The organism is Paraburkholderia sp. LEh10 (genome assembly GCF_017814945.1).
GTDB lineage: Bacteria > Pseudomonadota > Gammaproteobacteria > Burkholderiales > Burkholderiaceae > Paraburkholderia.
The window spans coordinates 1-13786 of record NZ_JAGIPX010000040.1 but is presented as its reverse complement, the minus strand read 5'-3'; the positions used below and the strand labels follow the sequence as shown (position 1 = coordinate 13786).

14 protein-coding genes are annotated in these 13786 nt (G+C 64.0%); 4 read left to right on the top strand and 10 right to left on the bottom strand.

Translation table 11 applies throughout. The annotated features are described in order from the left end of the window. Positions 1 to 89: 89 nt before the first annotated feature. The 7 genes from ruvA to J8I87_RS28030 form a co-directional block, all read right to left on the bottom strand. Positions 90 to 671: a Holliday junction branch migration protein RuvA gene (ruvA, locus tag J8I87_RS28060; protein WP_209935355.1), complete on the bottom strand. Its 582-nt coding sequence runs from the start codon at positions 669 to 671 to the stop codon at positions 90 to 92. 79 nt (positions 672 to 750) lie between these two features. Continuing rightward, positions 751 to 1293: a crossover junction endodeoxyribonuclease RuvC gene (gene ruvC / locus J8I87_RS28055; RefSeq protein ID WP_209935354.1), complete on the bottom strand. Its 543-nt coding sequence runs from the start codon at positions 1291 to 1293 to the stop codon at positions 751 to 753. A 105-nt stretch (positions 1294 to 1398) separates the two neighbouring features. Then, entirely contained in the window at positions 1399 to 2964 is a 1566-nt protein-coding gene (gene purH, locus J8I87_RS28050; RefSeq protein ID WP_209935353.1) for a bifunctional phosphoribosylaminoimidazolecarboxamide formyltransferase/IMP cyclohydrolase, read from the bottom strand. 43 nt (positions 2965 to 3007) lie between these two features. Then, the gene (locus J8I87_RS28045) at positions 3008 to 3241 is read right to left on the bottom strand and encodes a Fis family transcriptional regulator (RefSeq protein WP_175109498.1); all 234 of its coding nucleotides are present in this window, start codon (positions 3239 to 3241) and stop codon (positions 3008 to 3010) included. Continuing rightward, positions 3238 to 4302, bottom strand: a complete 1065-nt coding sequence (dusB, locus tag J8I87_RS28040) for a tRNA dihydrouridine synthase DusB (RefSeq protein WP_209935352.1) — start codon at positions 4300 to 4302, stop codon at positions 3238 to 3240. The genes J8I87_RS28045 and dusB overlap by 4 nt, the downstream gene beginning before the upstream one ends. 204 nt (positions 4303 to 4506) lie before the next feature. Next, positions 4507 to 5721, bottom strand: coding sequence for a UbiH/UbiF/VisC/COQ6 family ubiquinone biosynthesis hydroxylase (locus J8I87_RS28035; RefSeq protein ID WP_209935350.1), 1215 nt, complete (start codon positions 5719 to 5721; stop codon positions 4507 to 4509). A 22-nt stretch (positions 5722 to 5743) separates the two neighbouring features. Next, a complete protein-coding gene (locus tag J8I87_RS28030; protein ID WP_209935418.1) occupies positions 5744 to 7183 on the bottom strand; it encodes an aminopeptidase P N-terminal domain-containing protein in 1440 nt (479 codons plus the stop codon). Positions 7184 to 7541: 358 nt separating this feature from the next. On the opposite strand from J8I87_RS28030, the gene J8I87_RS28025 reads away from it, so the two are divergent. From J8I87_RS28025 to J8I87_RS28015, 3 genes are all read left to right on the top strand, one after another. Next, a complete protein-coding gene (locus tag J8I87_RS28025; protein ID WP_209935349.1) occupies positions 7542 to 8153 on the top strand; it encodes a glutathione S-transferase N-terminal domain-containing protein in 612 nt (203 codons plus the stop codon). A gap of 229 nt (positions 8154 to 8382) precedes the next feature. After that, positions 8383 to 9138: a M48 family metallopeptidase gene (locus J8I87_RS28020; RefSeq protein ID WP_209935348.1), complete on the top strand. Its 756-nt coding sequence runs from the start codon at positions 8383 to 8385 to the stop codon at positions 9136 to 9138. Positions 9139 to 9279: 141 nt separating this feature from the next. Next, complete coding sequence (locus J8I87_RS28015; protein ID WP_209935347.1) at positions 9280 to 9555, top strand: hypothetical protein; 276 nt, start codon at positions 9280 to 9282, stop codon at positions 9553 to 9555. Positions 9556 to 9719: 164 nt separating this feature from the next. On the opposite strand, the gene J8I87_RS28010 is transcribed toward J8I87_RS28015, so the two are convergent. From J8I87_RS28010 to J8I87_RS28000, 3 genes are all read right to left on the bottom strand, one after another. Continuing rightward, the gene (locus tag J8I87_RS28010; RefSeq protein WP_209935346.1) at positions 9720 to 11330 is read right to left on the bottom strand and encodes an FMN-binding glutamate synthase family protein; all 1611 of its coding nucleotides are present in this window, start codon (positions 11328 to 11330) and stop codon (positions 9720 to 9722) included. 296 nt (positions 11331 to 11626) lie between these two features. Continuing rightward, positions 11627 to 12850 (bottom strand): tRNA 2-thiouridine(34) synthase MnmA, encoded by a 1224-nt coding sequence (gene mnmA / locus J8I87_RS28005; RefSeq protein WP_209935344.1) that lies wholly within the window; start codon positions 12848 to 12850, stop codon positions 11627 to 11629. Between the two features lie 42 nt (positions 12851 to 12892). Beyond that, on the bottom strand, positions 12893 to 13390 hold the full coding sequence (locus J8I87_RS28000; protein ID WP_209935343.1) for an NUDIX hydrolase: 498 nt from the start codon (positions 13388 to 13390) through the stop codon (positions 12893 to 12895). A gap of 288 nt (positions 13391 to 13678) precedes the next feature. Here J8I87_RS28000 and J8I87_RS45755 point away from each other — a divergent pair. Next, the coding region (locus tag J8I87_RS45755; protein WP_209935417.1) for a hypothetical protein at positions 13679 to 13786 on the top strand (108 nt) is incomplete at its 3' end.

Sequence of the window (13786 nt, the reverse complement as noted above, 5' to 3'; positions counted from 1 at the left end):
GGCCTGTTCGAAGACCTGGCCGAATGGCCAGGGTGCGGGCGCTCGCGCCGCGTGCGAAGCTTCATGCATCGCCGTTGCCGCAAGCCCGCTCAGGTTTTCGACAGCGCCTTCAACGCAAGCTTGATGCCCTCGGAAACGCCGGTGCCCGCCGGTACGTTTTTGATGGCCGCCAACGCTTCTTTTTCGGAGTAGCCCAATGCCAGCAGCGCATTCAGGATATCGGACGCATGGTCGGACTGGGACGCGGCGCCCGCCATCGCGCCAAGGTCGGCGCCGAGCTTGCCCTTCAGTTCGAGCAGGAGCCGCTCCGCCGTCTTCTTGCCGATGCCCGGCACGCGTGTGAGGCGTGCGGCGTCCTGCATCGTCACCGTCTGCGACAGTTCCTGCACGCTCATGCCGGACAGCACGGCGAGCGCCATCCGCGCGCCGATGCCCGTGATCTTTAACAACTCGCGAAACGTGGAGCGCTCTTGCGGCGTAAGGAAGCCGTACAGCAGATGTGCGTCTTCGCGCACGATCATCTGGGTAAGCAGCACGACTTTTTCGCCTGTTCCGGGCAGGTTGTAGAACGTGCTCATCGGCACATCGACTTCGTAGCCGACACCGTTGCAGTCGATCAGAAGGTGAGGCGGATTTTTTTCCAGCAGGACGCCGGCGATGCGACCGATCATGGCGGGTTCGAGAATGAGGGAAAGCGCGAGTGTAGCGCAGGGCCGAGCGTTTTCGTTGCGTGTGAATCGAGGCGGGGCGCTAACCCACCAACCGGCCACGCCGCACCCGCAGCCCCTTCTTCGCCAACGCCGGTGCGATGCCGCCAAGCGTGCTCAACGTCCCGCCGCCGTGCGCGTGACAGATCGCCATGCCAAGCGCATCTGCGGCATCGGTCGACGGGATGCCCGAGAGGCACAGCAAGCGCACGACCATCTGCTGCATCTGATCTTTGGTCGCGCGTCCGTAGCCGACCACGGCCTGCTTCAACTGCAACGCCGTGTATTCGGCGACGGGCACGCCGCCCGCTACCAGTCCGCAGATCGCCGCGCCGCGCGCCTGTCCGAGAAGCAGCGTCGACTGCGGATTGACGTTGACGAAGACCTTTTCGATGGCCGCCTGATCCGGCGCGTGCTGGCGGATCAGCGTCGAGATCCCTTCGAAGATGGTGCCGAGGCGCGTCGGCAGATCGGCATCGGCTGTCCTGATGACGCCGCTCGTCACGTAAGTCAGCTGATGGCCGGACTGGTCGATCACGCCGAAGCCGGTGACGCGCAAGCCTGGGTCGATGCCGAGAATTCTCATAAGTGCAGTGCGTGTTCAGTGCCTGCGATACTACAACGATTCAAATGTAAAACGGCCCGGCAGTTGCAAACCGCCGGGCCGTTTCCAGGGAAGCGGGTCAGCCGATCAGTGGCGGAAGTGGCGGATGCCCGTCACGACCATCGCGATGTTGTGTTCGTCGGCGGCGGCGATCACTTCGTCGTCGCGCATCGAGCCGCCTGGCTGGATCACGCAGGTTGCACCTGCTGCGACGACCACGTCGAGACCATCACGGAACGGGAAGAACGCATCCGACGCCACCGCCGTGCCCGACAGCGTCAGGCCTGCGTTCTGCGCCTTGATGCTCGCAATGCGTGCCGAATCCACGCGGCTCATCTGGCCCGCACCGATGCCCATCGTCATGCCGTTCGAGCAGAACACAATTGCATTCGACTTCACGAACTTCGCGACGCGCCACGCGAACAGCAGATCGTCCATCTCTTTCGGCGTCGGGTGACGCTTCGTGACGACGCGCAGCTCATGCGGCTGCACGTTCTTCGCATCGAGCGACTGCACCAGTAGACCGCCGCCGACGCGCTTCAGATCGAATGCGTTGTGGCCGAGACCCAGCGCGATTTCGAGCAGACGCACATTTTGCTTGGCCGCGAACACCTGCTTCGCGGCTTCGCTGAACGACGGCGCGATCAGCACTTCGACGAACTGCTTCGCGACGGCCTGCGCCGCCGCCTCGTCGACTTCACGGTTGAACGCGATGATGCCGCCGAACGCCGAAGTCGGGTCGGTCTGGAACGCCTTCGAATACGCTTCGAGCGGATTCGCGCCGATGGCCACGCCGCACGGGTTCGCATGCTTGATGATCACGCAGGCGGCCGCGTCGAACGTCTTCACGCATTCCCACGCGGCGTCCGAGTCGGCGATGTTGTTGTACGACAGTTCCTTGCCCTGCAACTGGCGATAGTTCGCTAGCGCGCCGGCGGGCACCGCGATGTCGCGGTAGAACGCGGCGCTCTGGTGCGGGTTCTCGCCGTAGCGCAGATCCTGAACCTTTTCGAACGCCATGTTCAGCGTGGCCGGATACGTGTTGCGGTCGCGATGCTGCAGTTCTTGCGTGAGGCTCGTCAGGTAGTTCGTGATCGCGCCGTCGTACTGCGCGGTGTGCGCGAAAACCTTGGTCGCCAGGCGGAAGTTGGTCTTGTAGCCGACCTTGTTGCCGCTCGCGCGCATTTCTTCGAGCACGCTCGCGTAATCAGCGGGATCGACGACGACCGTCACATCGCGATGGTTCTTCGCCGCCGAGCGCAGCATCGTCGGGCCGCCGATATCGATGTTCTCGATCGCGTCCTCCAGCGTGCATTCTTCCTTCGATACGGTCTGCACGAACGGATACAGGTTTACGACGAGCAGGTCGATGGTCGGAATGTCGTGCTTTTCGAGCGCGGCCATGTGCTCCGGCAGATCGCGGCGGGCAAGAATGCCGCCGTGCACTTTCGGGTGCAGCGTCTTCACGCGCCCATCCAGCATTTCCGGAAAGCCCGTGTAGTCGGCCACTTCGGTGACGGAAAGACCGGCGTCCGCGAGCAGTTTCGCGGTGCCGCCCGTCGACAGGATCTTGACGCCGAGGTCCGACAGCGATTTCGCGAAATCGACGATGCCGGACTTGTCGGAAACGGAGATGAGCGCTTGCTTGATCATGATGGGAACAAAAGCCGATGAAAGGCGTGGCGGGGCGCCGAAGCTACAGCAGGCCGTGCTGTTGCAGCTTCTTGCGCAGCGTATTGCGGTTGATGCCGAGATACTCGGCGGCCAGCGACTGGTTGCCGCCGGCCTGCTCGAGCACCACCTCGAGCATCGGTTTTTCGACGCACGAAATCACCATGTCGTAGACGTCGTGCGGATTGGAGCCGTCGAGATCCTGAAAGTACATATCCAGGCTGTCGCGGACACATTGTTCGATATTGTGCTTGCTCATGCTGCTAGTCGGTCGGTTTGGTCCTGCTCACCGTTGTTGTTGACTTCGTTGTCGACGTACACGAGGCGGTCCGAAATCGCCTTTTGCGCGTCGAAGAACTCATTGACGGCGAGCAGTTGTTCGCGCGTCGTATCCAGCGTATTCATGCGGTGGCGGAACACGTTGGCGCCGGAAAGGCCGCGAGTGTACCAGCCGATGTGCTTGCGCGCAGTGCGAACGCCCGTAAATTCGCCATAGAACGCGTAGTGATCCTCCAGATGCTCGTTCATTACCTGCTGGATCTCGTCGATGCGCGGCGCTTCCAGCAGTGCACCCGTCAGCAGAAAATGTTCGATCTCACGGAAGAGCCACGGGCGCCCCTGCGCCGCACGGCCAATCATGATCGCGTCGGCGCCCGTCGCCGTCAGCACGTCGCGCGCCTTTTGCGGCGACGTGATGTCGCCGTTCGCCACTACGGGAATCTTCACGGCGGCCTTCACGGCGGCAATCGTCGCGTACTCGGCTTCGCCGTGGTAGAGGTCCGCCCGCGTGCGGCCATGCACGGTCAGCATCGAAATGCCGGCGTGTTCGGCGATGCGCGCGACGTTCAGCGCGTTCTTGTTCTCGCGGTTCCAGCCGGTGCGGATTTTCAGCGTGACGGGCACGGCATCCGGCCCGACGCCCACGGCGTTCACCACGGCCTCGACGATCTGCTGCACGAGCGGCTCGTTCTGCAACAGCGCCGACCCCGCCGCGACATTGCACACCTTCTTGGCCGGGCAGCCCATGTTGATATCGATGATCTGCGCGCCGTTCGCCACGTTGTAGCGGGCGGCCTCGGCCATCATCTGCGGGTCGGCGCCCGCGATCTGCACGGCGATCGGCTCGACTTCGCCCGCGTGGTTTGCGCGGCGCATCGTCTTTTCGCTTTTCCACAACTGCGCGTTCGACGCCACCATTTCCGACACCGCATAGCCCGCGCCCATCCGCTTGCAGAGCTGGCGGAACGGCCGGTCGGTCACACCCGCCATCGGAGCGACGAACAGGTTATTACGCAGTGTGTGGGAGCCGAGAGTAGGCATGGCGGACATCGGCGGTAAGTGTTCGGTGCGTCAAATCAAAGAAATGGCGCGCGGCACGGACCGCAAAATACGAGGGAAAACCGATATTTTAGCGTTAACGGAATCGCCCCCGGCACAACCGGCCCTAAGGTAACTCATTAAATCTTCTATGAAAGTGGCCGCAGTCATAGAACGGCGGCCACTTTGGCTTCGACATGCGGCGCGCTAGCGGCGTTGCCCGAACATCATCTGGCGGGCGAGCGCTGTCTTCACGGGCGGCACGAACTCCAGTGCGGTGAGGGCGAGGCCGCGCAGCGTCGCAAGCGGCGGGAAATCGATCGTGAACAGACGCGCGAGCGTATCGGTCGCGCCGATCGTCATGCGCCGGTCGAGCGCGCGGCGTTGCGCGAAGGCAATGAGCGCGGTGCGCGTCGCACCGTGGTGCGAAAGCGCGTCGGCGAGCGCGTGGGCGTCGCGCAGGCCGAGATTCAGCCCTTGGCCGGCGACGGGATGGAGCGTCTGCGCCGCGTTGCCGATCGCGACGACGCTGCCCTTGACCAGCGTATCGACAGTGTTGAGGCCGAGTGGGAACGCTGCGCGTCCTTTGATCTGCGTGAAGCGGCCCATCCGGCCGCCGAACTCCGCGCCGAGTTCGCGCAGGAACGCTTCGTCCGACAATTGCGCGCGCCGGGCCGCTTCTTCCGGTGCGCAGCACCAGACGAGTGCGTAGTCCGCGCCGCGCACGCCCCCCGTCGGCAGCAGCGCAATCGGGCCTTGTGACGTGAAGCGCTCCCACGCGACATGCGGCTGGGGCGCGGACAGCGTGACGGTGCCGACCAGCGCGGTTTGCCCATAATCGCGGTTTTCGCCCGAACCTGCCTGCTGTTCGCCGAAGAGGCCGCCTTCGGCGTTCACCAGAATGCGGGTGCGCAGCATGCGCGTCACGTGTGCGCTTTCGATCGGCAGCACAACGCCGTCGTCGAGTTGCTGGGGCGATTGCGCCTTCGTCGATTTGAACCAGTGCACGGGCGTCGTGCGCACGGCCTCGGCGAGCGCGTGGACGATCGATCCATAGCGCAGCACGTAGCCGAGCGCGGGCAGGCCGTGTTCGGCGTGATCGATCAGCGTGCGTCCGAAATGACCGCGCTGCGACACATGGATGCGCTGGATCGCGGTCGCGTCGGAGGGCCAGCGCAGCGGTTCAAGGATCATGCGGCTGCCGTGCGACACGGCGATCGCGCGCGGATCGGCAACCGAGTCTTCCGGCTCGCGTGCGTCGATCAACGCGACGTTCAGGTTCTGCGTCGCGCTGCGACGCGCGAGCCAGCCCGCGAGCGCGAGCCCGACGGGCCCGGCGCCGACGATCGCCACGTCGTAGTCGAAGGGCTCGCCGTTCGAGGGCAAGGGCGGCGCGCTCGTCGCCTGTTGGACGTCGTTCATCTTCTTGTGTGTTCCTTGGTGCTCAGGCGGCGCTGGCCTTGCGCGCATGCTGCTCCCGTTGCTCCCATTGCGCCTGTTGCATCAGCGCTTCGATTTCATCCCCGTCGACGGGCACGTCACGCGTGATCAACTCGCAGCCCGTGGCCGTGACGATCGCGTCGTCTTCGATGCGGATGCCGATGTTCCAATATTGCTCGGGCACGTCGTCGGCGGCGCGGATATAGAGGCCGGGTTCGATAGTCAGCGTCATGCCGGCTCTGAGCGTGCGCCAGGGCAGCGCGCCGTTTTCGTCGGCGGGCAAGCCGCGCTCCCGATAGTCGCCTGCGTCGTGCACGTCCATGCCGAGCCAATGGCCCGTGCGATGCATGTAGAAGCGCGCATAGGCGCGCTCCTGGATCACCTCGTCGACGCCCGCAAACAGATCCCTATTCAGAATGCCCGTGTCGAGCAGCCCTTGTGCAAGCACGCGCACGGCGGCCTGATGCGGCGCGTCGAAACTCGCGCCTGCGCGCGTCGCGTGGATGGCGGCCTGCTGCGCGGCCAGCACGATATCGTAGAGCTCGCGCTGCGCGGGCGTGAAGCGGCCGTTCGCGGGAAACGTGCGCGTGATGTCGGACGCGTAGCCGTCGAGTTCGCACGCCGCGTCGATCAGGATCAGATCGCCGTCCTGCGCGACGGCATTGCCGGCGGGATAGTGCAGCACACACGCGTTCGCGCCCGCCGCGACGATCGAGCCATAGGCGGGCGCCTGCGCACCGTGCTTGCGGAACGTGTACAGCAACTCGGCTTCGAGTTCGTATTCGCGCACGCCGGGACGGCAAGCGGCCATCGCGCGACGATGCGCCTGCGCGGAGATCGCGGCGGCGCGGCGCATGATCGACAGTTCGTGAGCGTCCTTGACGACGCGCATCTCGTCGAGCAGCGGCATCAGGTCGTGCGCGGCCGACGGCGCCACCACGCCGCTGCGGCCCTGCGCGCGCACGGCATCGAGCCATTGACGCACCTTGCCGTCGAGCTGCTCCGAAGCGCCAAGCGCATAGTGCAGCGCGGGCTTGTCGGCGATGAGGCGCGGCAGCTGGGTGTCGATCTCGTCGAACGCGAAGGCGGCGTCGAACCCGAACGCCTCGCGCGCGCCTTCCGGGCCGAAGCGGAAGCCTTCCCAAGTCTCGCGCTCGGCGTTTTTCGCGCGACAGAACAGGATCGCGGCAGGCTCGTTCTGCTTCGCGCTCGCGTCGAGCACGAGCATCGCTTCGGGCTCGGTGAAGCCTGTCAGATAGTAAAAGTAGCTGTCGTGCCGGTACGGATAGTCGGCGTCACGGTTGCGCAGCGCTTCGGGCGCGGTCGGGACGATCGCGACGCCGCCGCCCGCCGCGCGCAACGCGTCGAGCACGCGCGCGCGGCGCTGACGGTAGATGTCGATAGCGGGATTCAGATCGGTCATAGGTTCCGTCGGCGGGTTCATCGTGCGAGGTGGGCGGCGCATCCTTGGGGTCGACTTGAGGCCGAACCGCGCTGCAATGCTGCGATTGTATCGCCCAACCGGAATCGCTTCCTGGCGGCCCGCAAGCCCCGGACTCGAGCGGTCCGGAACGCGCTGCACGCGTCGGATGTGCGACGGACTTCATCGCCGATCTGGCGACGGTCATCCGGAGAGCCTGGCCATCAGGCCAGGTAGACCGCCTGTGCGTGCGGCCGGCATTGTTGCAATCTGTCTACAGCCCAGTGCGCCGCCCGGGCGAAGCGCCCGGCGCGCTGCACGGAAAATCCTCGGCGCTCGGTAACGCACGTATACTTTCGGCCAATTCCAATAGAGGCAGAATGTGATGAAACTCATCGGTTCGCTATCGAGCCCGTTCGTCCGCAAGGCGCGGATCGTGCTCGCCGAAAAGAAAATCGACTACAAGCTCGAACTTGAAAACGTCTGGGCCGATGACACGGCCATCCACGACTACAACCCGCTCGGCAAGGTCCCGTGTCTCGTGATGGAAGACGGCGCGGCCGTATTCGATTCGCGCGTGATCTGCGAGTACGTCGATACGCTGTCGCCCGTGTGCAAGCTCATGCCGCAATCGGGCCGCGAGCGTGTCGAAGTGCGCTGCTGGGAAGCGCTCGCCGACGGCATGATGGACGCGGCCGTCCTGATCCGCCTCGAAGGCGTGCTGCGCGAAGAACAACACCGCAGCGAATCGTGGGTCGCGCGTCAACGTCACAAGATCGACGACAGTCTGAAGGCGATGGCGCAAGGGCTTGGCTCGAAGACGTGGTGCGCGGGCAATCACTACACGCTTGCCGACGTGGCAGTCGGCTGCGGGCTCAGCTATCTCGACTTCCGCATGCCGCACGTCAATTGGCGCGAGCTGCATCCGAACCTCGACAAGTACTATCAGAAGCTGTCACAACGTCAGTCGTTCATCGATACGCAATTGAGCTGACGGGCGGCCCCGCTTCACGCGGATGGCGAACATCACGGAAGAAATGTCAAGAAATCTTTCGATTTTCGCGTAATCTCCTTACTACATGCTAAAAGAGGCGCCTGACCGTCAGGCGCCTTTTTTATAGCCTGCGCGGACAAAGACGCCGGCGATCGGTCCGTTCAGGGTTGTACGCGTGACGGAGCCGGCGCTCGACCATCGATAACATCCGTCAAAGGGACGTTCGACCATGAAAACGATCCGCGTTGCTCTCGCTGCCGCCGCGTGCGGCGTGCTCGCCGCCTGTTCGGCTGCGAGCCTCGACCCCAGTTCCCTCGTTCAATCCGGCTCACAGGCTTTGCAGGCCGCGTCGCTCACCGATAGCGACGTGCGCGCGCTGTCCGACAAGTCGTGCGCGCAGCTAGATGCCGAGAACAAGATCGCGCCCAAAGGCAGCGCGTACACGACTCGCCTGAACAAGATCGCCGCGCAGCTTGGCGACAATATCAACGGCGTGCCGGTCAACTACAAGGTCTACATCACGAAGGACGTCAACGCATGGGCGATGGCGAACGGCTGCGTGCGCGTCTATAGCGGGCTGATGGACATGATGACGGACGACGAAGTGCGCGGCGTCGTCGGTCACGAAATGGGACACGTGGCGCTCGGCCATACGAAGAAGGCGATGCAGGTCGCGTATGCGACATCGGCGCTGCGTTCGGTGGCGTCGTCGGCTGGGGGCATCACAGGGGCGATTTCGGCGTCGCAGCTTGGCGACTTTTCCGAGAAGCTGATCAACGCGCAGTTCTCGCAATCGCAGGAGTCGGCGGCCGACGACTACTCGTTCGATATCCAGAAGAAGAAAGGCCTTGATCCATCGGGCCTCGTCACCGCGTTCAACAAGCTCGCGAAGCTCGACGGCGGCAACTCGAGCATGCTGAACTCACATCCGGCATCGGCGTCGCGCGCACAGCATATCCAGCAGCGGATTGCGTCGAGCAAGTAGCGCGGCCGGATACTCGACGAACTGCTCCGTCTCGATGGCAGGCAACCTAAGGAAGGCATTGCCTTGTGCCCAGGTTCCGTGATAGAAGCATCGCGCGGACGCGCCCGATTCCCGCGCGCAGTTTGTCTACAGGAGCATACGGTGAAGAGGACCGCCGAAAACAGGCGCAATGTGGTCGCGGTACGTATCGATCCCGCGATCGAACGAAGGCTGCGGCTATTGGCAGAAGCAACGGGACGCAAGCAGTCGTTCTTTCTGCAGCAGATGATCGAGACGAGCATCGGCGCGATGGAAGAGACCTGGCTGCCGCCAGCCCTTCTCGCGCAGGTCAGGGACGGCAAGTTGCCACCGCCTGAACCGGCGCGCGCTGCAACGACGGATCTTTTTGGCGATCTTTTCGCTGAGCACGAAGGCTAGCGTGATAGCGTCATCGTCTCGGAATGCGGTGTTGGCTGGTGCCAGACGCGGATCGTGCGCGAGACGACCTTGAGCATTGGCTAAAGCCGAATACAAAACGCGCGCCGGGCTGAAATCCGGCGCGCGTTTTTGTTTTGCATTCCGTTGAAGCGAAGGGCGCGCTATCAGGCGGCAACTCGTTCGAGATTCGGCGCAAACGAATCGCTGCGCGCCACGGGCCACCATTTCTCGTATAGCGTGTAGCGATAGTTGCCCTTGAGCAGATCGCCCGGTTCGAGGTACTTCAGCAGATCCGACATCAGCCGCACTTCGTACGACGATACGCGTCGCACGATATGATGCGCGCGCAGATCGGCGGGATGAAGAAGCCCGGCCGCCTGCACGATTTCCTGCAGCGCGTGCAGCGTGTTGTGATGGAAATTGAATACGCGGTCCGATTTATCCGTGACGATCAGCGCGCGCTGGCGCACCGGGTCCTGCGTCGCGACGCCCGTCGGGCAGCGGCCCGTGTGGCACGTCTGCGCCTGGATGCAGCCGACCGCGAACATGAAGCCGCGCGCCGCGTTCACCCAGTCGGCGCCGATCGCGAGCGTCTTGGCGATATCGAAAGCCGTGATCATCTTGCCGCTCGCGCCGATGCGGATCTTGTCGCGCAGCCCGATGCCGACCAGCGTGTTGTGCACGAGCAGCAGCCCTTCCTGTAGCGGCACGCCGACGTGGTCGGTGAACTCGAGCGGCGCCGCGCCCGTGCCGCCTTCCGCGCCGTCGACGACGATAAAGTCCGGCAGGATGCCCGTCTCCAGCATCGCCTTCGCGATGCCGAAAAATTCCCACGGATGGCCGATGCACAGCTTGAAGCCCGTCGGCTTGCCGCCCGACAGATTGCGCAGACGCTCGACGAATTCGAGCAGCTCGCGCGGCGTCGAAAACTCCGAGTGCGTAGCGGGCGAGATGCAGTCGCGGCCCATCGGCACGCCGCGCGTTTCGGCGATTTCGGGCGTGATCTTCGCGGCGGGCAGCACGCCGCCGTGGCCCGGCTTCGCGCCTTGTGACAGCTTCACCTCGATCATCTTCACTTGCGGCTCGCGCGACTGCCTCGCGAACCTGTCGGCGTTGAACGTGCCGTCGTCGTTACGGCAGCCGAAGTAACCCGACGCGATCTCCCAGATGATGTCGCCGCCATGCTCACGGTGATACTTCGACATCGATCCTTCGCCCGTGTCGTGCGCGAAGTTGCCTTTTTTCGCGCCGAGATTCAGCGCGCGGATCGCGTTCGCCGACAGCGAACCGAAGCTCATCGCCGAAATGTTGAAGATGGACATCGAGTACGGCTGCGCACGGTTCGCGCCGACGACGACGCGAAAGTCATGGCCTTCGAGCTTCGTCGGCACGAGCGAATGGCTGATCCATTCATGGCCGGCTGCCTTCACGTCGACCTCGGTGCCGTACGGACGGCTGTCCACTTCGTTTTTCGCGCGCTGATAGACGATGCTGCGCTGTGCGCGTGAGAACGGCTTTTCGTCGGTGTCGTCTTCGACGAAATACTGGCGGATTTCTGGACGGATGAACTCGAACAGGAAGCGCAGATGGCCCCAGAGCGGATAGTTGCGCAGGATCGCGTGGCGCTCCTGCGTCAGATCGTAGACGCCGAGCGCGACCAGCAGCACGGGCACGACGATCCATGGCCATCCGATGTGACGGGTTGCCGCGAGCGCGGCACAGGCCGCGAGCAGCAGGATGACACACCACATCGCCAGATAGCGTCGAGAAAACATGGCAACTCCATTGCAGTGATTTCACCGCAGCGGATGCATCGGCGCCGGGTTGCATCGGGTCTTGCGCGAAGACGAGGCGGCCCGTGCGGATGACTTGCGCTGCGAGTCGGTACGGCAGGTTGTCCAGACACCGATGTTTTACGGCGCAATGACGGCGGCGCTTGAGTCGGCCTTCAAGGCGGCCTTGGAAGCGGCGCGATGGCGCGCGCAAAGCGGGCGGCGGGACAACCGCCGCCCGGAAGATACAACGAACCGGAGATCGGTGCAGCGTCGACAGACGGAAAAGCTCGCGAAAATCAGCCGCGAGCCTGTCCCGGCAAGGCCTGGCGCGTTGTCAGCAGCGCCGCCTTCTGCGGCTGGCGGGCGACCGGCTGCGCGGTGGCCGCGTGTTCGATGATGCCGCCGCCGAGGCACACGTCGCCATCGTAGAGCACGGCCGATTGGCCCGGCGTGACGGCCCATTGGGCGTCGGCGAAATGGAGGGAGAAGAGGGCGTCCGTGCTTACGGCGTCCGTGCTTACGGCGTCCAAGCTGGCGGTATTTTCGTTGCCGCTGTCAGCCGCGCCGAACGTGCATGCCGCATCGGCCTGGCGATAGCGCGTCTTCGCTGCGCACGCGTGGCCTTCGTCGGGCGCGTGGCCCGCGACCCAGCTCGTGTTGCCCGCCGTCAGCGTGTGGCTCAGCAGCCACGGATGATCGTGGCCTTGCGCGACATACAGCGTGTTCGACGGGATGTCCTTGCCCGCGACGAACCACGGCTCGCCGCTGCCGTCCTTGCTGCCGCCGAGGCCGATGCCCTTGCGCTGGCCGAACGTGTAGAACGCGAGGCCGATGTGCTCGCCGACGGCTTTGCCATCGGTCGTCTTCATCGGGCCGGGCTTCGTCGGCAGATAGCGGTTCAGGAAGTCTCGGAACGGCCGCTCGCCGATGAAGCAGATGCCCGTCGAGTCCTTCTTTTTCGCGTTAGGCAAGCCGATCTGTTCGGCGATCTCGCGGACTTTGGTCTTCGGTATCTCGCCGAGCGGGAAAAGCGTCTTCGACAACTGCGCCTGGTTCAGGCGATGCAGGAAGTACGACTGGTCCTTCGTGTGATCCTTCGCCTTCAACAGCTCGAACCGGCCGTCGACCTCGCGCACGCGCGCATAGTGGCCCGTCGCGATGGTTTCCGCGCCGAGCGACATCGCGTGGTCGAGGAACGCCTTGAACTTGATCTCGGCGTTGCACAGCACGTCGGGGTTCGGCGTGCGGCCCGCCGAGTACTCCCGCAGGAATTCGGCGAACACACGGTCCTTGTATTCGGCTGCGAAGTTGACCGCTTCGACGTCGATGCCGATCAGGTCCGCGACCGACACGACATCGATCCAGTCCTGACGCGTCGAACAGTATTCGCTGTCGTCGTCGTCTTCCCAGTTCTTCATGAACAGGCCGACCACGTCGTAACCCTGTTCCTTCAGCAGCCATGCCGTGACGGACGAATCGACGCCGCCCGACATGCCCACCACTACCTTCTGTTTGCTCATCTGAATCTGCCTACAGCTTTCATCCGTGCCGAAGCACGCGTTCTATCGGGACGGCCCGACTGAATGCGTTTGCACGAAGTCGAGCGGGAAACGCCGGCCTGCGAGGTAGTCGTCGATACATTGCATGACGAGCGATGTGCGATGCCGCTCGGGGCATGCGCGCAGCTCGTCGGCGCTCATCCATACCGTGCGGACGATGTCAGGATCGAGCGCGCGGCTCGCGGCGGGCGAGCCGCCCGTCGAGCCGCAATACGTGAAGCGCAGATATGTGACGCCGTTCGACGGGCCATCGACCGTTTCGGGCCGGCTGAAGTGCGTCATATACACGCCGATCAAAGCCTCGGGCGTGAACGCCTGCGCCGTCTCTTCGAGCGTCTCGCGGATCACGGCTTGCGTCAGCGTTTCGCCCGCTTCCAGATGCCCAGCGGGCTGGTTGAGGCGCAGCCCGGCCGGCGTGTGCTCTTCGACCAGCAGAAAGCGCCCGTCGCATTCGACGACGGCCGCCACCGTCACATGCGGGGCCCAGGTTTCCGGTTTCATGGGACGGCATTTTACCGGTTATGGGCCGGGCTTGCCGGCGCTCGCAACGCGCGCGGGCCGTGCCCTAGCACATGTCGGTGAAAAAATCACGGAAAGACACAAGGATCGTGTTCCTGAATACCGGGATTGTTACGAATTTCGATCCGCCCCCGGACTTCAGTTAAAGTGGCAGCGTAGGCTGAAGCCCCAGCCGTGCGTAGCCGTTGCACTTGCCATATTGCATTGCCGGCGTGGCCCCTCGTCGGCGATTCCAGATTTTCATAACAGGATGGTCGAGGAGGATTTACGATGCACATCGGAGTGCCAGCCGAGACGCGGCCGTACGAAACACGCGTCGCCGCGACGCCCGAGACGGTGAAGAAGTACGTGTCACAAGGTCATCGGGTAACGGTCCAG